This is a genomic window from Mesorhizobium sp. WSM1343, from assembly GCF_055901535.1.
On sequence record NZ_CM148370.1, the window covers coordinates 1,071,234 to 1,090,841 of the forward strand.

The 19,608-nt window shown below is 63.9% G+C and carries 23 protein-coding genes; 17 read left to right on the plus strand and 6 right to left on the minus strand.

The annotated features are described in order from the left end of the window. The first annotated feature begins 53 nt into the window (after positions 1-53). On the plus strand, positions 54-689 hold the full coding sequence (locus AC0NIL_RS05125) for a class I SAM-dependent DNA methyltransferase (protein ID WP_473573823.1): 636 nt from the start codon (positions 54-56) through the stop codon (positions 687-689). A gap of 596 nt (positions 690-1,285) precedes the next feature. Further along, on the plus strand, positions 1,286-2,695 hold the full coding sequence (gene leuC / locus AC0NIL_RS05130; RefSeq protein WP_027163297.1) for a 3-isopropylmalate dehydratase large subunit: 1,410 nt from the start codon (positions 1,286-1,288) through the stop codon (positions 2,693-2,695). Between the two features lie 38 nt (positions 2,696-2,733). Here leuC and AC0NIL_RS05135 read toward each other — a convergent pair whose 3' ends face one another. After that, positions 2,734-3,051 carry a hypothetical protein gene (locus AC0NIL_RS05135; RefSeq protein WP_013528869.1) on the minus strand — a complete coding sequence of 106 codons (318 nt, stop codon included), beginning with the start codon at positions 3,049-3,051 and terminating at the stop codon, positions 2,734-2,736. A 159-nt stretch (positions 3,052-3,210) separates the two neighbouring features. Here AC0NIL_RS05135 and AC0NIL_RS05140 point away from each other — a divergent pair, with 159 nt between their 5' ends. After that, complete coding sequence (locus AC0NIL_RS05140) at positions 3,211-4,407, plus strand: GGDEF domain-containing protein (RefSeq protein ID WP_473542615.1); 1,197 nt, start codon at positions 3,211-3,213, stop codon at positions 4,405-4,407. Positions 4,408-4,480: 73 nt separating this feature from the next. Continuing rightward, entirely contained in the window at positions 4,481-5,689 is a 1,209-nt protein-coding gene (locus AC0NIL_RS05145; RefSeq protein ID WP_473542612.1) for a GGDEF domain-containing protein, read from the plus strand. Here AC0NIL_RS05145 and AC0NIL_RS05150 read toward each other — a convergent pair. Further along, entirely contained in the window at positions 5,673-6,035 is a 363-nt protein-coding gene (locus AC0NIL_RS05150) for a hypothetical protein (RefSeq protein WP_013528872.1), read from the minus strand. The two genes, AC0NIL_RS05145 and AC0NIL_RS05150, sit on opposite strands and share 17 nt — an antisense overlap. Positions 6,036-6,296: 261 nt before the next feature. Here AC0NIL_RS05150 and AC0NIL_RS05155 point away from each other — a divergent pair, with 261 nt between their 5' ends. From AC0NIL_RS05155 to AC0NIL_RS05180, 6 genes are all read left to right on the plus strand, one after another. Beyond that, complete coding sequence (locus tag AC0NIL_RS05155) at positions 6,297-6,725, plus strand: hypothetical protein (RefSeq protein ID WP_013528873.1); 429 nt, start codon at positions 6,297-6,299, stop codon at positions 6,723-6,725. A gap of 261 nt (positions 6,726-6,986) precedes the next feature. Further along, a complete protein-coding gene (gene sdhC / locus AC0NIL_RS05160) occupies positions 6,987-7,406 on the plus strand; it encodes a succinate dehydrogenase, cytochrome b556 subunit (RefSeq protein WP_013528874.1) in 420 nt (139 codons plus the stop codon). Positions 7,407-7,408: 2 nt separating this feature from the next. Then, positions 7,409-7,804 (plus strand): succinate dehydrogenase, hydrophobic membrane anchor protein, encoded by a 396-nt coding sequence (sdhD, locus tag AC0NIL_RS05165; RefSeq protein WP_013528875.1) that lies wholly within the window; start codon positions 7,409-7,411, stop codon positions 7,802-7,804. Between the two features lies 1 nt (position 7,805). Continuing rightward, on the plus strand, positions 7,806-9,641 hold the full coding sequence (gene sdhA, locus AC0NIL_RS05170) for a succinate dehydrogenase flavoprotein subunit (protein WP_064992607.1): 1,836 nt from the start codon (positions 7,806-7,808) through the stop codon (positions 9,639-9,641). Positions 9,642-9,650: 9 nt separating this feature from the next. Continuing rightward, positions 9,651-10,430 (plus strand): succinate dehydrogenase iron-sulfur subunit, encoded by a 780-nt coding sequence (locus tag AC0NIL_RS05175; protein ID WP_013528877.1) that lies wholly within the window; start codon positions 9,651-9,653, stop codon positions 10,428-10,430. Between the two features lie 32 nt (positions 10,431-10,462). After that, on the plus strand, positions 10,463-11,098 hold the full coding sequence (locus AC0NIL_RS05180; RefSeq protein ID WP_024504993.1) for a YceH family protein: 636 nt from the start codon (positions 10,463-10,465) through the stop codon (positions 11,096-11,098). A gap of 2 nt (positions 11,099-11,100) precedes the next feature. Here the strand turns inward: AC0NIL_RS05180 and AC0NIL_RS05185 are convergent, their stop codons facing one another. Next, positions 11,101-11,640: an META domain-containing protein gene (locus tag AC0NIL_RS05185; protein ID WP_013528879.1), complete on the minus strand. Its 540-nt coding sequence runs from the start codon at positions 11,638-11,640 to the stop codon at positions 11,101-11,103. After that, entirely contained in the window at positions 11,634-11,987 is a 354-nt protein-coding gene (locus AC0NIL_RS05190) for a hypothetical protein (RefSeq protein ID WP_013528880.1), read from the minus strand. Before AC0NIL_RS05190 ends, AC0NIL_RS05185 begins: the two co-directional genes overlap by 7 nt. Positions 11,988-12,310: 323 nt before the next feature. On the opposite strand from AC0NIL_RS05190, the gene AC0NIL_RS05195 reads away from it, so the two are divergent. Next, positions 12,311-13,282: a helix-turn-helix transcriptional regulator gene (locus AC0NIL_RS05195; RefSeq protein WP_473573822.1), complete on the plus strand. Its 972-nt coding sequence runs from the start codon at positions 12,311-12,313 to the stop codon at positions 13,280-13,282. Between the two features lie 62 nt (positions 13,283-13,344). Here AC0NIL_RS05195 and AC0NIL_RS05200 read toward each other — a convergent pair whose 3' ends face one another. Continuing rightward, positions 13,345-13,770, minus strand: a complete 426-nt coding sequence (locus tag AC0NIL_RS05200; protein ID WP_013528883.1) for an OsmC family protein — start codon at positions 13,768-13,770, stop codon at positions 13,345-13,347. A gap of 218 nt (positions 13,771-13,988) precedes the next feature. Here AC0NIL_RS05200 and AC0NIL_RS05205 point away from each other — a divergent pair, with 218 nt between their 5' ends. From AC0NIL_RS05205 to AC0NIL_RS05215, 3 genes are all read left to right on the plus strand, one after another. Next, entirely contained in the window at positions 13,989-14,210 is a 222-nt protein-coding gene (locus AC0NIL_RS05205) for a hypothetical protein (protein ID WP_063170404.1), read from the plus strand. Beyond that, positions 14,207-14,563 carry a YciI family protein gene (locus AC0NIL_RS05210; protein WP_275953436.1) on the plus strand — a complete coding sequence of 119 codons (357 nt, stop codon included), beginning with the start codon at positions 14,207-14,209 and terminating at the stop codon, positions 14,561-14,563. The genes AC0NIL_RS05205 and AC0NIL_RS05210 overlap by 4 nt, the downstream gene beginning before the upstream one ends. Before the next feature lie 140 nt (positions 14,564-14,703). Then, positions 14,704-15,231, plus strand: coding sequence for a hypothetical protein (locus AC0NIL_RS05215; protein WP_275953437.1), 528 nt, complete (start codon positions 14,704-14,706; stop codon positions 15,229-15,231). Between the two features lie 10 nt (positions 15,232-15,241). Here AC0NIL_RS05215 and AC0NIL_RS05220 read toward each other — a convergent pair whose 3' ends face one another. Next, positions 15,242-16,501: a ubiquinone biosynthesis hydroxylase gene (locus AC0NIL_RS05220; protein ID WP_473573850.1), complete on the minus strand. Its 1,260-nt coding sequence runs from the start codon at positions 16,499-16,501 to the stop codon at positions 15,242-15,244. 96 nt (positions 16,502-16,597) lie between these two features. Here AC0NIL_RS05220 and tesB point away from each other — a divergent pair, with 96 nt between their 5' ends. The 3 genes from tesB to AC0NIL_RS05235 all read left to right on the plus strand — a co-directional run bounded on the left by tesB (position 16,598) and on the right by AC0NIL_RS05235 (position 19,416). Then, on the plus strand, positions 16,598-17,473 hold the full coding sequence (tesB, locus tag AC0NIL_RS05225) for an acyl-CoA thioesterase II (RefSeq protein ID WP_013528888.1): 876 nt from the start codon (positions 16,598-16,600) through the stop codon (positions 17,471-17,473). A gap of 217 nt (positions 17,474-17,690) precedes the next feature. Next, complete coding sequence (locus AC0NIL_RS05230) at positions 17,691-18,029, plus strand: P-II family nitrogen regulator (RefSeq protein ID WP_013528889.1); 339 nt, start codon at positions 17,691-17,693, stop codon at positions 18,027-18,029. 31 nt (positions 18,030-18,060) lie between these two features. Next, complete coding sequence (locus AC0NIL_RS05235; RefSeq protein ID WP_027163308.1) at positions 18,061-19,416, plus strand: ammonium transporter; 1,356 nt, start codon at positions 18,061-18,063, stop codon at positions 19,414-19,416. Positions 19,417-19,608 lie beyond the last annotated feature (192 nt).

Genomic DNA, 19,608 nt, shown 5'->3' on the forward strand with positions numbered 1-19,608 from the left:
CTTTCGGCCAAGGCAGCGCTACGATCCCCGAGCATTCCCGTTGAGGAGGTCCCATGATCGTCGACAAAGCCAATGCGGCGCTGGATTCCGTGTATACGGCCGACACGCCGGAAGCGCTTGAAGAGGCCTATGCCGCATGGGCCGCGACCTATGACAGCGAGACCGCCTCGCTCGGCTACCTCCTGCCTTTCCTGATCACCGCCTGGGTGGCGCGCTATGTGCCGGCGGGCGATGGCCCCTTGCTCGATGCCGGCTGCGGCACCGGCCTGTCGGGACCGTCGCTGAATGCGCTCGGCTACCGCGACATTGCGGGGCTCGACCTCTCGGACGATATGCTGAAGATCGCCGGCAGCCGCAATGCCTACAGCGAACTGAAGCAGGCAATGCTGGGCGGTCCGCTGCCGTGGCCGGACGGGTTTTTCCGCGCCTTCTTCTCGACAGGCGTGTTCACCATCAGCCATGCGCCGGCGACAGGCCTGCACGAACTGGTGCGCATCACCCGCAAGGGCGGCCATGCGATCTTTACCGTGCGCGACCGGGTGTTCGAGAGCGGCGGCTTCCAGGCGGTGTTCGATGAGCTGGAGCAGACTGGGAAATGGCGGCCGGTCGAGGAAAGCCCGTGGTTCCGCTGCTATGCGATCGCCGAGCCGGATGCGCTGGTGAAGACGTTTGTGTTTGAAGTGATCTGAGCGGCGCGTTCTCCGATCTTGGCTTCCTTCCTCTCCCTCCGGAGGGGGGAGAGGTGGCGCTGCGAAGCAGCGACGGAGTGGGGGAAGGCGGTTCTCGAAGGCACAGTCGCCGACAGGCGAGCACGATCAGGCTGGCTCCAAATCTCGTGCAGCCGGGTAACCCCAGCGCATGCATCGCCTCGACACGAAATCACAACACTTGAGCCGGTCGACCCCCACTCCGTCGAGCTTCGCTCGACACCTCTCCCCGATCGACGGGGTAGAGGAAGGCGCTAGCTTAAGTAAGGTCGGCTCCCTTCCTCTCCCCCTGAAGGTGTGGAAGTGAGGACGAGGAACCCGAGTTCTGCGAAGGCAGCTTCCAATTGCCGAAAACCCAAAACATTGATATGAGCCACGCCATGGAAGAGCTTTTTGGCGATCCGGCCTACAAGGGGTTCGTGCTGCAGGACAGAAAACGCCTGCCGTCGCGCTTCTCCGCGCGCGTGTCCGGGGCGCTGACCAGCCGACTACCCTAGGCCGACCCATCGAGGTCGTTTCGCCGGGCCGGAGGTCCGGCACCTGCTCTTTCCCATTCTCATATCGACGGATTTACGCACATGAGCGCACCGCGCACCCTCTACGACAAGATTTTCGACGACCATGTCGTCGATCGCCAGGACGACGGCACCTGCCTGCTCTACATCGACCGCCACCTGGTCCATGAAGTGACCAGCCCGCAGGCCTTCGAAGGCCTGCGCATGACCGGCCGTAAAGTCCGGCATCCGGAAAAGACGCTGGCCGTGGTCGATCACAATGTCTCGACTTCGCCCGAGCGCAAGTTCGGCATCAAGAACGAGGAAAGCCGCATCCAGGTCGAGGCGCTGGCCAAGAACGCCAGGGATTTCGGCGTCGAATATTATTCCGAGAACGATATCCGCCAGGGCATCGTCCACATCATCGGTCCGGAGCAGGGCTTTACACTGCCCGGCATGACCATCGTCTGCGGCGACAGCCACACCTCGACGCACGGCGCTTTCGGCGCGCTGGCGCATGGCATCGGCACATCCGAGGTCGAGCATGTTCTGGCGACGCAGACGCTGATCCAGCGCAAGGCCAAGAACATGCTGGTGCGTGTCGACGGCCAATTGCCGGAAGGTGTCACCGCCAAGGACATCATCCTGGCCATCATCGGCGAGATCGGCACTGCCGGCGGCACCGGCTATGTCATCGAATATGCCGGCGAGGCGATCCGTGCGCTGTCGATGGAGGGCCGCATGACGATCTGCAACATGTCGATCGAAGGCGGCGCGCGCGCCGGCCTGATCGCCGCGGACGAGACGACCTTCGCCTATGTCAAGGACAAGCCGCGCGCGCCGAAGGGCGCGGCCTGGGATGCGGCACTCGAATACTGGAAGACGCTACAGTCCGACGAGGGCGCGCATTTCGACAAGGTGATCGTGCTCGACGCGGCCAAGCTGCCGCCGATCGTCTCCTGGGGCTCCTCGCCCGAGGACGTCGTGTCGGTGCAAGGCATCGTGCCGAACCCGGACGACATCACCGATGAGAACAAGCGCACCTCCAAGCAGCGCGCGCTCGACTATATGGGTCTGACGCCGGGCACCAGGATCACCGACATCACGCTCGACCGCGTCTTCATCGGTTCCTGCACCAATGGCCGCATCGAGGATCTGCGCGCCGTCGCCAAGGTGGTCGAAGGCAAGACGGTCAGCCCGCATGTCGATGCGATGATCGTGCCGGGCTCCGGCCTGGTCAAGGAACAGGCGGAAGCCGAAGGCCTCGACAAGATCTTTGTCGCCGCCGGTTTCGATTGGCGCGAGCCGGGCTGCTCGATGTGCCTGGCCATGAACGACGACCGGCTGAAGCCGCATGAACGCTGCGCCTCGACTTCGAACCGCAATTTCGAGGGCCGGCAAGGCTTCAAGGGCCGCACCCATCTGGTGTCGCCGGCGATGGCGGCCGCGGCGGCGATCGCCGGCCACTTCGTCGACATTCGCGAGTGGAAGTAGTCCAGACTTGAACGGACCCGAGCCGCACCCGGCTCGGGTCAACGCTTCCCGTCACGGCGGACGAGTTCGTGGAACTCCTCGCGGCGTCCGGGCTGTTCGGCCGCGACCACAAGCGCAAGCTGTTGTTCCTCGAAGAGCTTGAACCATTCGTCCCATTCGACGAGTTCATATCCTCCCGCATTGAGCGGCCGTTCAGGCTGGTCCTGATCCTGATAGGCGTGCTGGCCGAAGACCAGCCTCAACATGGGCTGCGTCCCCGCTTCGGGCGAGATGTCGACGATTGCGGGAAAGCCGGCGCGCCCGGCAGCCCACGAGCGGATCGCATCGTGGTCGGTCAGTGTGATTGTGTCGGCCATGGGTCGCTCCAGATTGTGAACGAAGGAACGCTGACCGGAGACGGCGGTTCCCTGACATTATTTTGAGATGGCGGTCCTGCTTGCGGCGAGGCTTAACCGCTTGTTTGGGCTTGCCCTCTAAGCTCTTCCCCGACGTAAGCGAGGGGAAGTCATAGTCGTTTGGACACGGGTCTGCTCATAGCGCTGCTCAACCCGACGATCGCGCTGGCGCTCGGCGCGGCGTTCCTCGTGCTATGGTCCTATCAGCGCCACCGCCCCTATCTGGCCGTGCTGGCGCTCAGCTACAGTCTCTCGGCGGTGGGCTTCCTGCTTCAGTATTTCACCTTGCCGATCGGCATGCCGCTGACCAAGCTGGTGTCGAACATCTGCTTCAGCATCGCCGGCTGCTGCCTGGCCGGCGCCATCGTCCACCGCTATGGCCGCAAGGTGCCCTATGTGGGGATCGGCGCGCTGGCCTGCGGGGGACTGGCGTCGTTTTGCTGGTTCCTGTTCGTCGCGCCGGATCTCACCTGGCGCATCCTGGCGATGAATTTCGCTTTCGGCGGTATCAGCCTTCTGGTTGCCGCCGAACTGCGCCCGGTGCGCAACAGCGGCCCGACCGAGAAAATCCTGTTCGTGCTGTCGCTGCTGTCGGGCGTCAACTTCTTCGTGCGCACCCTTGTCGTCGTCATCGCGCACGGGCCCTTTACGAGCTATGACGGGTTCTATGGCTCGTCCTACTGGACGACGGCGCTGCTGTCGCACGCGCTGCTGTCGCTGCTTATCGCGCTGTGCCTGTTTTCCGCCGCGGCACTCGACGTGTTGAAGGCGTTGAAGACCGAGACCTTTACCGACCCCCTGTCGGGCCTGCTCAACCGGCGTGGCTTCGAGGAGCGCGGCATGCTGCTCTTGCGGCACTGCGCCTCGGCGCGGTTCCCGGTCGCGCTGGTGCTGGCCGACCTCGATCATTTCAAGGCGCTCAACGATGTGCATGGGCATGGGGCGGGCGATCGCGTGATTGCCGATTTCGCCGCCAAGCTTCGGTCGGCGGCCGGCGCGCGCGGTGTTGCCGGGCGTATCGGCGGCGAGGAATTCGCGGTGCTGCTGCCACTCAGCGATCTTGCCGCGGCACGGCTGTTCGCCGAAGCGGTGCGCACGGTCTATTCGGCCGGCCATGTCGACGGGCTTCCCCAGGGAACGAAGGTGACGGCAAGCTTCGGCGTGGCGGCCCGCAGCGGTGACGAGGCGCTGGAGCCGCTGATGCGCCGTGCCGACGATGCGCTCTACAAGGCCAAGAAGAACGGCCGCGACAGTGTACGCCTGTCCTATGAGCGACCGGAAACGGCGTTCCTGCCGGAGCCGCTCAAGACCGGCTGAATCCTGCCCGGCCAGGACGTTAACGTCTTCTTCGCCCGTCGATGATTAGCTGTCGGCGCGGGTGCGGGAGAACATGAGCGGCGCCAACTTCATCCTGTTGATCAATCTGTCGGTTGCCGGTCTGCTGGCGGCCTGCTTCATGGCGGTCGCCTTCCACGATGTCGGCCGGGCGCCGGCGCGCTGGCTGGCATTTGGCTATCTGCTGGGCATGGCCTATTCGGCCATCGAATTCTCCATTCCCGCTTTTGCCGACGCGCGGCTCCCGGTCGTTGCCGCCTTCGCGGTCTTCCTTGCCGCAACCATTGCGTTCAATGGCGGGCTTGCCCGCAAATACGGCGTGGCGCCGCCCTGGAAGGCGATGCTGTTTTTCCTGTTGGCCACCACCATAGCTGTGTATTTCGTACAGGACCTGCCCCGCCAGTCGCTGATCCGCATCATGGCCTACCAGCTTCCCTATGCGGTCATGCAGTTCATCGGGCTGGCCATCGTCTGGTCATCGAGGCAAAAGCTTGCCCGTCTCGATCGCATATTGATGGCCGTGCTGGCGGCGAGCGGCCTGCAGTTTGCCTCCAAGCCATTCATCGCCCATGCGCTCGGCGGCTGGGGCGCCAATCCGCAAGCCTATCTGCAAAGCAACTACGCGCTGGTGTCGCAATCGCTCGGCACTGTCTTTGCGCTGGCGCTGGCGCTGCTGATGCTGGCCATCCTGGTTCGCGACGTGCTTGCCGAAGTGACGTCGAAGTCGGAGACGGACACGCTTTCGCGCCTGCTCAATCGCGGCGGCTTCACCCGCCATGCCGAACTGGCGGTGCTTGGCGCCCTGCGGCAAGGCGTGCCGGTCGCGCTGGTCATAGCCGATCTCGATCATTTCAAGAGCGTCAACGACAGCTTCGGCCATGCGTCCGGCGACCGGGTGATCGAGACTTTTGCAGGCTTCCTGCGTGAAGCCGCCGCCGCGCATCACGTTGCCGGCCGCATTGGCGGCGAGGAGTTCGCCATCATCCTGCCGGGAACCAACCTTGCCGCGGCGCGGCTGTTCGCCGAGGGAACGCGCAGCGCCTTCGGCGCGCTGCCCATAGACGGACTGCCGGCTGACAACCGCTGCACCGCGAGCTTCGGCGTCGCCGAACTCCATGCGAGCGAAGACTTTGCCGATCTGATGCGGCGGGCCGACCAGGCGCTCTATCAGGCGAAGAATGCCGGGCGCGATTGCGTGCGCGTCTCCGTCGGGCCTGCCGGCAACTGGTCGGCAGCCGGAACGGAAGCTAGCGGCAGGGGCTGAGTTCGGGCATCTCGCCGTCGGAGAGGCCGTACATATAGGAGCGGCCCTTCACCAGCACCGGCGGCCGGTAGCAATCGCTATAACCGCCGATTTCGTCGGCTTCGTTCTCGTAGATCACCTTGGGCTGGCCGGCGCTGGTGTAGTCGGAGAGCTGCTTGGCCAGCCTGCCTTGGCCGACGATGATGCGCTTGTAGCCGGCGGCGCTGTCGACGACGAGGTTGCCGAAGGAATCGGCGTACACGCGATCCTGATGCCGTGCGCCGGCAAGCGCTGGCGCTGCAAGGCCGGCGACCGAGGCTGCCACGATGAGCGCCGCAAGGCGCGATTTGCCCGAATTCGAACGCATGGCGTCCTCCGTGTCTTGAGGGAAAGCCTCCTCGAATCAGAAATTAACGGTTTCTTAACCTTTGTTAAGAGGCCGGCGCGTTTGGCGGCGATGTCTCGGTAAACATGGTTAATATCCGTTAATATCCGACTGGATGGAAAACCCGGTGGCCATCATTCGGCCATGCTTGGCCGCACCATCGCAGCGGCGTCCGCCTTGGCGTCGGGACGATATTGATCTGGACAAAGCATCGTGGCCGCTTGCCGCGCGGGAGGACAGCATATGGCGCTACGCCGGCCGATTTGGGTGTCCGTTTTCCCGTTGCTCGGTGTCGTCGCTGCCTGTGTGCCGCAAGACAGCGCGCCGAAGACAGCCAATACCGTCGTCGTCTCACCTGCGCCGGCCCAGCAGTCCGTCGCAGCCGCGGTGCCTCCGGCAGCTGCAACCAAGATCATCACCGACCTTACCGCGCCGCGACCAGGCATAGGCACGGCCACCTATAGATGCGGCAACAACGGTATGATTTCCATCCAAAATCTAGGCACGTCGTTGCGTGTGGTCGGGTCCGACGGCGCGACCGAGGAGTTTGCGGCGTCGCCTGCCAACCAGAGCAGCCGCTACCAGGCGGCCACGCATGACGCAATCGTGATCGACGGGCGCGAGGCGCTGGTGATGAAGAAGGGATCGACGCCGCAGACCTGCAAACGCTGACGCCAGTCTCACCACCGCTGGGCTCTGGGGCCAGATATGTTGCACTGCAGCGATATCGAGCCGGCTTCAGGCCTTCCCGGCCTAATCGATTGAAGCCAAAGCCCGCCTTTTAGTCAGACTAAATTACGTTTTCGAAACGGTTTTCTGGCTTTGACGCGGTGCAAAAAGAGCATTAGAAACCGGCTGTCCGAAGTCGCAACCGGAAGCGGCAATGCCGCATTTCCACCTGAGGCTCCAGAGAGACGCCGAACTGGGGGAGCCATGAGCAAATCACCAGCCACCCGCGAATTTGCCAGACGTGAACGGCCGATTTCGCCGCACCTCACCGTGTACCGGCCGCCGATCACCATGACGATGTCGATCATTCACCGCATCACCGGCGGCGCGCTGTATTTCGGCACGCTGCTGGTCGCCCTGTGGCTGATGGCGGCGGCAAGCTCGCAGGCGACCTTCGATTGGGCCAATTGGGCCTTCGGCACCTGGCTCGGCCGGATCATCCTGTTCGGCTACACCTGGGCGCTGATGCATCATATGCTGGGCGGCGTACGGCACCTCATCTGGGACACCGGCGCGGGCCTGGAAAAGCATACCGCCTCGAAGATCGCCTGGGCGACGCTGGCCGGCTCGATCCTGCTCACGCTGCTGATCTGGATCGCCGGCACCATGGCGCGGGGAGCTTGATCATGAGCGGCAAAAACACCGACATGCGCACGCCGCTGGCGAGGGTCCGCGGCCTTGGCTCCGCCCGCGAGGGCACCGGGCATTTCTGGCGCCAGCGCCTGACCGCGATCGCCAACATCCCGCTGATCCTGTTCTTCGTCGGTTTCCTGATCGCGCTCAACGGCGCCGACCACGAGCATGTGCGGGCAGCCCTTGCCAACCCGTTCGTGGCGCTGGTGATGGCCCTGGTGCTCATCTCCGGTCTCACCCATATGCGGATCGGCATGCAGGTGATCATCGAGGATTACGTGCATGGCGAAGGCATGAAGCTGGCGCTGATCGCGCTCAATACATTTTTCACCATAGCGGTCGGCGTCGCCTCGATCTTCGCCCTGCTCAAGCTGGCATTCGGAGGCTGAGTTGGCCAAGGACGCGAAACAAGCCAACACGGCAGGCTATACCTTTGTCGACCACAAGTTCGACGTGGTGGTCGTTGGCGCCGGCGGCGCCGGCCTGCGCGCCACGCTCGGCATGGCCGAACAGGGGCTGCGCACCGCCTGCATCAGCAAGGTGTTCCCGACCCGCTCGCACACGGTGGCGGCGCAAGGCGGCATTGCCGCCTCGCTGTCCAACATGGGTCCCGATTCCTGGCAATGGCACATGTACGACACCGTCAAGGGCTCGGACTGGCTGGGCGATGTCGACGCCATGGAATATCTGGTGCGCGAGGCGCCGGCCGCGGTCTACGAGCTCGAACATTACGGCGTGCCGTTTTCGCGCACCGAAGAGGGCAAGATCTACCAGCGGCCGTTCGGCGGCCACATGATGAACTATGGCGAAGGTCCCCCCGTGCAGCGCACCTGTGCCGCCGCCGACCGCACCGGGCATGCCATCCTGCATACGCTTTACGGCCAGTCGCTGAAGAACAATGCGCAGTTCTTCATCGAGTATTTCGCGCTCGACCTGATCATGGAGCCGGACGGCACCTGCACCGGTGTCGTCGCCTGGAACCTGGATGACGGCACCATCCACCGCTTCTCGGCCAAGATGGTGGTGCTGGCGACCGGCGGCTATGGCCGCGCCTATTTCTCGGCCACCTCGGCGCACACCTGCACCGGCGACGGCGGCGGCATGGCCGCGCGTGCCGGCTTTCCGCTGCAGGACATGGAGTTCGTGCAATTCCACCCGACCGGCATCTATGGCGCCGGCTGCCTGATCACCGAGGGTGCGCGCGGCGAGGGCGGCTATCTCGTCAATTCCGAGGGCGAGCGCTTCATGGAGCGCTATGCGCCGTCAGCCAAGGACCTTGCCTCGCGCGACGTCGTCTCGCGCTGCATGACGCTGGAGATCCGCGAAGGCCGCGGCGTCGGCAAGAACAAGGACCACATCTTCCTGCATCTCGACCATCTCGATCCCGCCGTCCTGCATGAGCGGCTGCCGGGCATTTCGGAATCGGCCAAGATCTTTGCCGGTGTCGACCTGACCAAGGAGCCGATCCCGGTGCTGCCCACGGTCCACTACAATATGGGCGGCGTGCCGACCAATTACTGGGGCGAGGTGCTCAATCCGACGGCGCTCAATCCAGACCAGGTGTCGCCCGGATTGATGGCTGTCGGCGAAGCCGGCTGCGCCTCCGTGCACGGCGCCAACAGGCTCGGTTCGAATTCGTTGATCGATCTTGTGGTGTTCGGCCGCGCGGCGGCGATCCGCGCCGGCCAGGTCATCGACCGCAAGTCGGCGATCCCTTCGCCCAACGAAGCCTCGGTCGAAAAGATCATGGACCGCTTCGACCGGCTGCGCCACGCCAACGGCTCGACGCCGACGGCGGTGCTGCGTGAAAAGATGCAGAAGGCGATGCAGGAAGACGCGGCCGTATTCCGCACGCAGGAGTCGCTCGAAAATGGCTGTAAGCGCATTTCGCAGATCTGGGGCGAGTTGAAGGACATCAAAGTGTCCGACCGCTCGATGATCTGGAACTCCGATCTGGTCGAAACGCTGGAGCTCGAAAACCTGATGGCCAATGCCATCACCACGGTCTACAGCGCCGAGGCGCGCAAGGAGAGCCGTGGCGCGCACGCACGCGAGGACTTTTCGGCGCGCGACGACGCGGTCTGGCGCAAGCATACGCTGGCCAGGCTGAGCGAAGACGGCAAGGTGGCCCTCTCCTACCGGCCGGTGCACACCGAGCCGCAGCTGGCTGAAAAGGACGGCGGCATCAGCCTCGCCAAGATCGCGCCCAAGGCCAGAGTGTATTGAGGATCGAACATGGTTGAACTCACGCTCCCCAAGAATTCGCAGATCAAGCCGGGCAAGACCTGGCCGAAGCCGGAGGGCGCCACCAATCTGCGGGAATACCGCATCTATCGCTGGTCGCCGGACGACGACGAGAACCCGCGCATCGACACCTATTTCGTCGACATGGACGATTGCGGGCCGATGGTGCTCGACGCGCTGCTGTGGATCAAGAACAAGATCGACCCGACGCTGACCTTGCGGCGTTCCTGCCGCGAAGGCATTTGCGGCTCCTGCGCCATGAACATCGACGGTTCCAACACGCTCGCCTGCACCAAGGGCTGCGACGACATTTCGGGCGCGGTAAAAGTCTACCCGCTGCCGCATATGCAGGTGGTCAAGGATCTGGTGCCCGACCTCACCAATTTCTACGCCCAGCACGCGTCGATCCAGCCCTGGCTGAAGACGGTGTCGCCGGAGCCGGCCAAGGAGTGGCTGCAGAGCCATGAGGACCGCGAGAAGCTCGACGGGCTCTATGAATGCATATTGTGCGCCTGCTGCTCGACCTCGTGCCCGAGCTATTGGTGGAACGGCGACCGCTATCTCGGCCCGGCAACGCTTCTGCAGGCCTATCGCTGGCTGATCGATAGCCGCGACGAGGCCACCGGCGAGCGGCTCGACAATCTCGAAGACCCGTTCCGGCTCTATCGCTGCCACACCATCATGAACTGCGCGCAGACCTGCCCCAAAGGCCTCAACCCGGCCAAGGCGATCGCGGAGATCAAGAAGATGATGGTGGAGAGAAGGGTTTAGGCGGTTGGTTGGTTGCCGGCGAGAGTAATCCAATGAGCGATGACCTTCCCATCCTTTCCCCTGTGGAAGCTCGCATTCTTGGCTGCCTGATCGAGAAGAAGGAGCTGACGCCGGATGTCTATCCGCTGACGCTCAACGCGGCACTGGCTGCCGCCAACCAGAAGACGGCGCGCGAGCCGGTGATGGCGCTGGAGCAGAGCGAGGTGCACCGGGGGCTGAAGCTGCTCGAACAAAAGGGGCTGGTGCGGCAGATGTTCGGTTCGCGTGTCGAGCGCTACGAGCACCAGATGGCGCAGCGCTTCTCGCTGACCACACCGCAGACCGCCTTGATCGGCTTGCTGTTGCTGCGCGGGCCGCAGACGGCCCATGAATTGTCGGCGCGCACCGAGCGCATGGCACGGTTTTCGTCGATCGAAGATCTGCGCGCCGAGCTCGACATGCTGATCGGCCGCCGACCGCCACTCATCCAGGAAATCCCACGCGGACCGGGCCAGCGCGAGGAGCGTTACGTCCATCTGCTGAGCGGGACTCCGCAGATCGCCCCCATCGCCATGCAGGCTGCGTCGGCTGCTTCATCTGCCTCCGGCCTCGAGGAGCGCGTCAGCGCCCTCGAGGAGGAGATTGCAATGTTACGCGCCCGCATCGACGCGCTGACCGGCGAGCGCTAGGCTCACCTCCTCGAGTAAACGCCGCTCGCTTCGCCGTCGGGGTCGATCAGCCGCAACTGGTTGCCGTCCAGTTGCCAACGCAAGGAGACCGGCTTCAGGTCACCGGGCTTGAATTTCCAGAGGCCCGTGAGGTCGGGCCGGCAACCATTGACGGATTTGTAGGTTCCTGCCGTCGGCGTGAAAACCAGGGTCGAACCGCGCACGGAGGCCTTACCGGTTTTCAGGGTCAGCGACCGGACCTGACCGCAGCCGTCGACCAGAGACGATTGGAACAGCGCGTAATAGGTGCGCCCGTCAGCCCCGAAGGTAAAGGTGACGCTGCCGCCGCTGCCTGGATCGCAGTTGCTGAATGTGTCGCAATAATTGCCGCTGGCAACTGCAAAACCCCACTTGCCGACAAGCGCTGCCGGCATCGCACCGAGGCGCGAGCGTGTCGTCGGTCCCTTGCCCTGGCCGTAAGCGCCGCCGGCGCTGAAGGCCAGCCAGCCGGCAAGCCCGACAAGTGCCGCCCGGCAGGCATGGTGTGACGAGGCCCTCAACATCCTTTGCTCGCAACAAGCTGCCGGAGATAGACAAGCCGCGTGCCGATGACATTGTTGACGATCGCCGTCTTGCCGGCCGGCGCCATGCCGCCGTATTTCTTGACCGACGGCCCATGGTTCTTCGCCTCTTCGTAACCTGCCATCAATTGCCGCAGATCCGCACAGGACATCGAGGCGTACTTCGCCTGCTCCTGCGGGCTGATGACGCTCGATTGCGCCATGCCGGCGGAGTTGGCCGCTGCCATGCCGGCCATGCCGACGACCGCAGAAACCGGGTTGATGCCGACGCAGCCCGATAGGCCGAGGCACAGGACCGGTGCCGCCAGGACTGTATGCCGGACGCTCATGGCCGACGCTCCCCACACGGCCGCTTCGGATCGCGATGGTCGGCGACGGTTCCGCCGAGAGCGATGGACAACAGATAGACGCGTGGATTGAAGCCTGCCGAGGCGAGCCCCGACAGTGTCCTGAACAATTGCAAATGATACATCGAACCCCCTTGTGGCTGTTTGCGATGCGCTTCCTGATCGGAAACGCGCTGCAAACTAGGTCCGGCAAAAGCGGGCAGCTTGGACGCAGCGGCCCTAAAAACGGCCCAAACGGCCCTGTATTGACGTTTTCGGAGGCGCGGCGCATATCACGCCGCTTCTAATGACCTGAGGCATGGGGGATGCCGGTGACGGCGACGATGGGGCCAACCGCCTCGTTCCGACTGATGACCGACGCGCTTCCGGAGCGGGATCGCGTCGAGGTCATGCGCGAGGTCTATGGCCGCACGGTGCTCAAGGTCGATCTCGATCCACTCGGCCCGACGCATGTCGATATGCAGGTGCGCGCGTTGCCTGGCCTCGGCATCGCCACGGGCTCGTGTTCGGAATTCCGCGTCCATCATTCGACGTCGCTGATCGACAGCGACGATCTCGTCCTCCTGGTCGCCCTCGATGGCGCAAGCGTGATGAAGCATCGCGGCCGCGAGGAGCCGGTCGGCAACGGCCAGGCGCTGATGATGAGCGGCGAGGAGGTCGGCCTCAATGTCATCCAGCCAGGCGGTCTTCGCTTCGTCAATATGAGCTTCTCGCTCAAGGCACTGTCACCGCTGATCGGCGACCCGGCCCCGGCGCTGATGCAGCCGCTGCCAACCTCCGGCGGGGCGATGCGGCTGCTGCTCGACTATGTCAGGTCGATCCAGGATGCCGGCGACGTGCTGACCCCGGAGGCCTGGCATCTGGCGACGACGCATATTTTCGATCTCGTCGCTCTGGCCATGGGTGCCACCCGAGACGCGGCAGAAATCGCCCGGGGCCGAGGCGTGCGCGTGGCGCGGCTGCGTGCCATCAAGGCCGAAATAACAGCCCATGGCGGCGACCTGTCGGCCGAAGACATCGCCCGCCGTCACCGCCTTTCGGCCCGCTACATCAGAAAACTGTTCGAGAGCGAAGGCACGTCGCTGTCGGATTTCATGCTGTGCCAGCGCCTGTTGCGCGCGCATCGGATGCTCAGCAATCCTCGTCATGCCGGACGCAGCATCACGGCGATCGCCTTCGAGGCAGGCTTCAACGACCTCTCCTATTTCAACCGGGCGTTCCGGCGGCGCTACGGCGCGACGCCATCGGATGTGCGGGCGGCCGCGTTGAAGGGCTGACCGCAAACGAAAACGCCGGCCCAAGGGCCGGCGGTTTCTGGATGAATTTGCCGTTCGGGCCTTCAGCCGAGCTTGGCGTCGAGCGATACGTTTATGGCGCCGAGCGCCTTCGAGACCGGGCAGCCGGCCTTGGCCTTTTCGGCCAATTCCTTGAACTTCGCCGCGTCGATGCCCGGGACCTTGCCGACCACTGTGAGGGCGCTGCCGGTGATCCCGGTGCCGGGAACCAGCGTCACCACGGCCTTGGCGTCGAGTTCGGTGGCCGGCGTGCCGTTCTCGGCCAGGAAATGCGAAAACTGCATGGCAAAGCAGCCGGCGTGCGCCGCCGCGATCAGCTCTTCAGGGTTGGTGCCGGATTTGCCGCTCTCGTCCTCGAAGCGCGCTTTGAACGAATAGGGCGTGCCCTTCAGGGTTCCGCTCTGGGTGTCGAGCGTGCCCGTGCCCTCTTTCAGATTGCCTTTCCAGACGGCGTTTGCGGTGCGGTCCATGAATTCCTCCTTATTACAGCGGTGGCGCCGGCCAGGCGGCGTTCCTCCCAACTATAGCGCGGGCGCGAGGGAAGGCCACCGCGCTGTTTGCGCGCGCATGCAGCACCGGCGAGCCGCACCGAATTTTTTTGAAAAATGTACGTGCAAGAATGTCGACTTGCATCGGCCCCGACCGTCCTGCGGGCGGCCACGGATTCTCGTGGCGGATGGAGGTTCGCATGAACAATCTGTTTTCTGCCCATTGGACAAGCACCTGCCGAACGGCTGATCCAGGGAAAAGCGGCCCGCTGCATGTGCCGCCCTCCGGCTTCGGCCGGCTGCTTGCGGCAGTTGCAATCATCGGCATTGCGGTCAGCCTTCTCGACCATGTCGCTGCCGGCAAGAACTCAACCGATACCGTGATCGCCTATGGTTCGTCACAGCAAGGGAGCTGGAAATGAAATATGTCTGTCTGGTCTATGGCGAGGAAAACGACCTCCATGCCATGACGCCGGAGCGTCTGGCCAAGCTCGATGCCGATTCGATGGCTCATGACCGGTCATTGGATCATCGTGGGGTGCTGATCGTCGCGCAGGCGCTGCAATCGGTGAAAACGTCGAAGACGGTGCGGCGACGCCAGGGCAAGCGGCTGATCACCGACGGCCCGTTCGCCGAAACCAAGGAGCAGTTGCTTGGCTTCGTCATGATCGAGGCCGACAGTCTCGACCAGGCGCTGGAGATCGCCGGCGAGATCCCGCTGGCCGAAATCGGCACCATCGAGGTGCGGGCGATCTACAATGTGCCGGGGTCATAGCCCCCGCCATGTGCTACAGCCACGCGGAAACCAAGGCGTTCGATTGAACGATCGTCCCGGTTCATTTGGTGCGCAACTTTTGCGTGTTGAAGCAAGGCGAGAGTTCTCCTATCGTCGCCGGGGTTCTTGGGGATTTCGACATGCCTTTCCTGATTGCTATCCTTGGCGTGATGGGCGCGGCGGCGTTCTGGTGGTACCGGATGAAGGCGATGAACGACGCGGCTCGCGAGGTTGCGGACGTTGTCGGGCGCGTGCAGGGCAACATCCGTCGCAAGAAGCTGCGCAAGCAGGCGGCTCTGTCGCCTCTGACGGCGATCGATGATCCGGTCGTAGCGGCGGCTACGCTGATCACATCAATCGTCTCCGAGCATGGGCCCATCCTGCCGCAGCGCGAGGCTGTCATCCGCGCGGTGATTTCCGAGATCGCCGACAAGAAGAAGACCGACGAGGCGGTGATCTACGCCAAATGGGCGGCGGCGCAGGTCGACGACACCACCGTCGTCATCGACAAGCTGGCGCCGTTCCTGCGCGAACGCCTCGATGTCGCCGAGCGAAACGATCTGCTGCAGATGGTCAACCGCGCCGCCCAGGGCGGGGAAAAACGCCTCGAAATATCCGACCAGAGGATATTGCGGCTGCGGCAGAAGCTGGGTTTCGAGGTCAACTGAGCGATAGCGCTCAGATCGCCTCGCCCTTCAACAATCGCGGCGTGCTGGCGGACAACCCCGACGCCTGCCGTATAAAAAAGTCCTTCAGGCGCGGCATGCGTTCGACAAGGCTGAGGCCGATGTCGCGGACGGTTCGCAGCGGGCCGATATCGTTGGAAAACAGCCGGTTCAGCGCGTCCGTGGTGATGCCCATCTGCACCGTGTCGAAGCGGCGCCACTGCTGGTAGCGTTCGAGGACGTCGAGCGCGCCGATGTCCTGGCCGAGCCGGTCGGCCTCGACGATCACCTCGGCAAGGGCTGCGACATCCTTGAAGCCGAGATTGAGGCCCTGGCCGGCGATCGGGTGGATGCCGTGGGCGGCATCGCCGGCGAGTGCGATGCGGGGCGCGACGAAGGCACGCGCAATGGTCAAGCCGAGCGGCCAGGCGCGCGGCGCATCGGTAACGCGGATCTCGCCAAGCTTCAGGCCAAAACGCTGCTCGAGTTCGTGTTCGAACAGGAGATCGTCACCGGCCACCAGCTTCTCGGCATCGGGCGTACGCTCGACCCAGACGATCGACGAGCGGTTGGTGCCGTCCTCGCCGGGTTTGAGCGGCAATGTGGCGAAAGGCCCGGCCGGCAGGAAATGCTCTTCGGCGCGACCATTGTGCGGGCGTTCATGCGCTACCGTGCAGACGATGCCGGACTGGCCATATTCCCACTTCACCGTCTTGATGCCGGCCATGTCGCGCAGCTTCGAGTTGACGCCGTCGGCGGCGACCAGCAGCCGCGCCTTCAGCGCCGCGCCGTCGGCGAGATGCACGGTGATGCCACTGCCGTTGGTCTCGAAGCCCTGCACCGCGACGCCTTCGATGATATCGATGCCGAGCCTTTCGGCGCTGGCCCGCAAGGCGCCGTTCAGCACCTTGTTGGCGACCATATGCGCAAAGGGCTCGCCCGGCGCCACTTCGCCGCCGAAGGTCAGGAAGACCGGACGCACCGGATCGGCGGTGCGCGAATCGGTGATGATCATCTCAGTGATCGCCTGCGCCTGGGGTGCGATCTCGGCCCACACGCCGAGCTGGTCGAGCATGCGGCAGGCGGCAGCGGCAATGGCCGAGGCGCGGCCATCCCTTTGCCAGGCGCCAGCAGGTGCCGCATCGACGAGAGCGATGGCGAGGCCCGGTCGCGCCTGTTTCAGCGATACGGCGGCGGCCAGGCCGACATAGCCGGCGCCGGCGACCAGGACATCGAGCCCGGATCTGTTTTTCGTGTCCGCCTTGCGTTCCATCATCTTCGCTCCTGCGCCGGCCGGGTCTTGCGCCCTTGACTGCCTGTCCGTCCTGTCGGAAACCGCCATAACACTTCTGCGGCGAGGGCGCGAAATATGACGGCAGCCATGGACGAGCTTCTCGGCATTCTCGACCTCGAGAAGCTGGAACACAATCTGTATCGTGGTCGCAGCCCGCTGCTCGACTGGCAGCGCGTGTTCGGCGGCCAGACCATCGCCCAGGCGCTGGTGGCGGCGCAGCGGACAGTGGATCCCGATCGGTACGTGCATTCGCTGCACGGCTATTTCATGCGGCCCGGCGACACCAAGGTGCCGATCGTCTACGAGGTCGACCGCATTCGCGACGGCGGCTCCTTCACCACGCGGCGCGTGGTGGCGGTCCAGCACGGCCAGGCGATCTTTTCGCTCGAAGCCTCGTTCCAGCAGGATGAGGTCGGCCTGGAGCACCAGGTGCCGATGCCGCAGGACGTTCCGGGGCCGGACACATTGCTGTCGCAACGCGAATTGCTGGGCAAATTCGGCGAGGCGGTGCCCGATGGCATCAAACGCTACTGGGAGCGCGACCGGCCGATCGAGATGAAGCCGGTGATGCTGAAGCATTACACCAGCCGCGAAAAGCTGGAGCCAAAGCAGAACATCTGGATCCGCACCACCGGTCCGGTGCCGGCGGACCGCGCCATCCAGGCAGCGGTGCTCGCCTATCTCTCCGACATGACGCTGCTCGACACATCGACCTTCGCGCATGGCCGCGCCATTTTCGATCGCGATATCCAGGCGGCGAGCCTCGACCACGCCATGTGGTTCCACCGCAGCCATGCGCTCGACGACTGGATGCTCTACACGCAGGACAGCCCGTCGACGCAGGGCTCGCGCGGCTTTACACGCGGCTCGCTGTTTGCCCGCGACGGTACGCTGATTGCCTCGGTTGCGCAGGAAGGGCTGATCCGGCTCAAGCGGTCGCCTGCAGAGTAGGCATTTTTCAGAATTTGCCTAATTTTTAAGCAGACGTATCGCCGCAGCTGTGGGCAGGTTGCGTCGGTGCACCCCCTAATCTCTTTGTTTACAGTGGGTTAACACCCTGCTTCGGCACTTGGCACGGAGCTTGAATCCTTGTGGGCACTCTCCGGCTCTTTGGGATCGGTGAAGGTGTGCAAACGCGGGGGACCGCAACAGCAAAGGGTGAAACCTTATGAAAATCGTGATGGCAATCATCAAGCCGTTCAAGCTCGACGAGGTACGCGAAGCGCTCACCGCCGTCGGCATCCAGGGCCTGACCGTCACCGAAGTCAAAGGCTACGGGCGTCAGAAAGGGCATACGGAGATCTATCGCGGGGCGGAATACGCGGTCAGCTTCCTGCCGAAGATCAAGATCGAAGTCGCGGTCAGTGCCGACATGGTCGACAAGGCCGTCGAAGCCATCACCGCAGCCGCCAAGACCGGCCAGATCGGCGACGGCAAGATCTTCGTTTTCGGCATCGATCAGGCGGTGCGCATCCGCACCGGCGAAACAGACACCGACGCGCTCTGAGCGGCGATCACGTATTCCAATGGAGAGTTCAATGAATATTCCTTCCACCTTGAAGACGACGGGACGAGCTGCCCTTTTGGGTTCGCTTACTCTCGCAGCATTGGGCACGGTCGCCGCCTTCGCACAGGAAGCGGCACCGGCCGCAGCCGCGGCCGCGCCGGCTGCTGCCCCGACCCCGGTGCTCGACACCGGCAACACCGCCTGGATGCTGACCTCGACGGCGCTGGTGCTGATGATGACCATTCCGGGCCTTGCGCTGTTCTACGGCGGCATGGTGCGCAAGAAGAACGTGCTCGCCACCGTCATGCAGAGCTTCGCCATCACCTGCCTGGTGACGGTGCTGTGGTTCATGTTCGGCTATTCGCTGGCCTTCTCGGACGGCGGCGGCGTGAACAGCTATATCGGCGGCACCTCGAAGTTCTTCCATCACGGCATCACCACGGCCTCGCTGTGGCTGCCGGGCGTCGCCAACATTCCTGAATTCGTGTTCTCGATGTTCCAGATGACGTTCGCCATCATCACGCCGGCGCTCATTGCCGGCGCCTTCGCCGAACGCATGAAGTTCTCGGCGCTGCTGATCTTCATGGCGTTGTGGCTGCTGGTCGTCTACGTGCCGATCGCGCATTGGGTCTGGGGTGGCGGCTTCCTCGGATCGGCGGGCGTGCTCGACTTTGCCGGCGGTACGGTCGTTCACATCAACGCCGGTGTCGCCGGTCTGGTCTGTGCGCTGGTTCTCGGCAAGCGCGAAGGCTATGGCACCACCAACATGGCGCCGCATAACCTGGTCTATTCGGTGATCGGCGCTTCGCTGCTGTGGGTTGGCTGGTTCGGCTTCAACGCCGGTTCGGAACTGGCAGCCGACGGTCTTGCCGGCGCTGCCATGCTCAACACCCAGGTTGCCACCGCGGCGGCGGCACTGGCCTGGATGTTCGCCGAATGGATCGTCGCCAAGAAGCCTTCCGTGCTCGGCATCATCTCGGGTGCGGTTGCCGGCCTGGTCGCGGTGACGCCGGCTTCCGGCTTCGTCAACCCGACCGGTGCCTTCATCGTCGGCATCGTCGCAGGCGTCGTCTGCTACCTCTCGGCGGTCAAGGTCAAGCACATGTTCGGCTATGACGACTCGCTCGACGCCTTCGGCGTGCATGGCGTCGGCGGTGTGGTCGGCGCTCTGCTCACCGGCGTGCTCGCCGACCCGGCGATCAACAGCCTCGGCGCAGGTGCTTCGCTCGGCAAGCAGATCTACGGCGTTGCCGTCACCATCGTGTGGACCGGCATTGCCACCTTCGTGCTCCTCTACATCGTCAAGGCGCTTGTCGGCCTGCGCCCGACGACCCAGGAAGAGGTCGAAGGCCTCGACATCTCCCAGCATGGCGAAGTGGTGCCGTAAGGCCAGCTTAGCCAAGGGGCCGGCGGAACCCTCCTCCCGCCGGCCCCATATCTCCACGCAATTCCGAATGGAAAGCGCTGCACAGTTCTCCTGGAATTGCTTTGAAAGATCCCGTCGTGACGCTCCCGAAAGGAGTTCACGCATTGAGGCCCGGATCGCATCCGGGCCTCTTTTTTTGGCAAGCCATTCCGG

Bases quoted from the DNA above. Each gene is read 5' to 3' on its own strand.
- AC0NIL_RS05125 (WP_473573823.1), top strand. From the start codon at position 54: ATGATCGTCGACAAAGCCAATGCGGCGCTGGATTCCGTGTATACGGCC.
- leuC (WP_027163297.1), top strand. From the start codon at position 1,286: ATGAGCGCACCGCGCACCCTCTACGACAAGATTTTCGACGACCATGTC.
- AC0NIL_RS05135 (WP_013528869.1), bottom strand. From the start codon at position 3,051: ATGGCCGACACAATCACACTGACCGACCACGATGCGATCCGCTCGTGG.
- AC0NIL_RS05145 (WP_473542612.1), top strand. From the start codon at position 4,481: ATGAGCGGCGCCAACTTCATCCTGTTGATCAATCTGTCGGTTGCCGGT.
- AC0NIL_RS05150 (WP_013528872.1), bottom strand. From the start codon at position 6,035: ATGCGTTCGAATTCGGGCAAATCGCGCCTTGCGGCGCTCATCGTGGCA.
- AC0NIL_RS05155 (WP_013528873.1), top strand. From the start codon at position 6,297: ATGGCGCTACGCCGGCCGATTTGGGTGTCCGTTTTCCCGTTGCTCGGT.
- sdhC (WP_013528874.1), top strand. From the start codon at position 6,987: ATGAGCAAATCACCAGCCACCCGCGAATTTGCCAGACGTGAACGGCCG.
- sdhD (WP_013528875.1), top strand. From the start codon at position 7,409: ATGAGCGGCAAAAACACCGACATGCGCACGCCGCTGGCGAGGGTCCGC.
- AC0NIL_RS05175 (WP_013528877.1), top strand. From the start codon at position 9,651: ATGGTTGAACTCACGCTCCCCAAGAATTCGCAGATCAAGCCGGGCAAG.
- AC0NIL_RS05180 (WP_024504993.1), top strand. From the start codon at position 10,463: ATGAGCGATGACCTTCCCATCCTTTCCCCTGTGGAAGCTCGCATTCTT.
- AC0NIL_RS05185 (WP_013528879.1), bottom strand. From the start codon at position 11,640: ATGTTGAGGGCCTCGTCACACCATGCCTGCCGGGCGGCACTTGTCGGG.
- AC0NIL_RS05190 (WP_013528880.1), bottom strand. From the start codon at position 11,987: ATGAGCGTCCGGCATACAGTCCTGGCGGCACCGGTCCTGTGCCTCGGC.
- AC0NIL_RS05195 (WP_473573822.1), top strand. From the start codon at position 12,311: ATGCCGGTGACGGCGACGATGGGGCCAACCGCCTCGTTCCGACTGATG.
- AC0NIL_RS05200 (WP_013528883.1), bottom strand. From the start codon at position 13,770: ATGGACCGCACCGCAAACGCCGTCTGGAAAGGCAATCTGAAAGAGGGC.
- AC0NIL_RS05205 (WP_063170404.1), top strand. From the start codon at position 13,989: ATGAACAATCTGTTTTCTGCCCATTGGACAAGCACCTGCCGAACGGCT.
- AC0NIL_RS05210 (WP_275953436.1), top strand. From the start codon at position 14,207: ATGAAATATGTCTGTCTGGTCTATGGCGAGGAAAACGACCTCCATGCC.
- AC0NIL_RS05215 (WP_275953437.1), top strand. From the start codon at position 14,704: ATGCCTTTCCTGATTGCTATCCTTGGCGTGATGGGCGCGGCGGCGTTC.
- AC0NIL_RS05220 (WP_473573850.1), bottom strand. From the start codon at position 16,501: ATGGAACGCAAGGCGGACACGAAAAACAGATCCGGGCTCGATGTCCTG.
- tesB (WP_013528888.1), top strand. From the start codon at position 16,598: ATGACGGCAGCCATGGACGAGCTTCTCGGCATTCTCGACCTCGAGAAG.
- AC0NIL_RS05230 (WP_013528889.1), top strand. From the start codon at position 17,691: ATGAAAATCGTGATGGCAATCATCAAGCCGTTCAAGCTCGACGAGGTA.
- AC0NIL_RS05235 (WP_027163308.1), top strand. From the start codon at position 18,061: ATGAATATTCCTTCCACCTTGAAGACGACGGGACGAGCTGCCCTTTTG.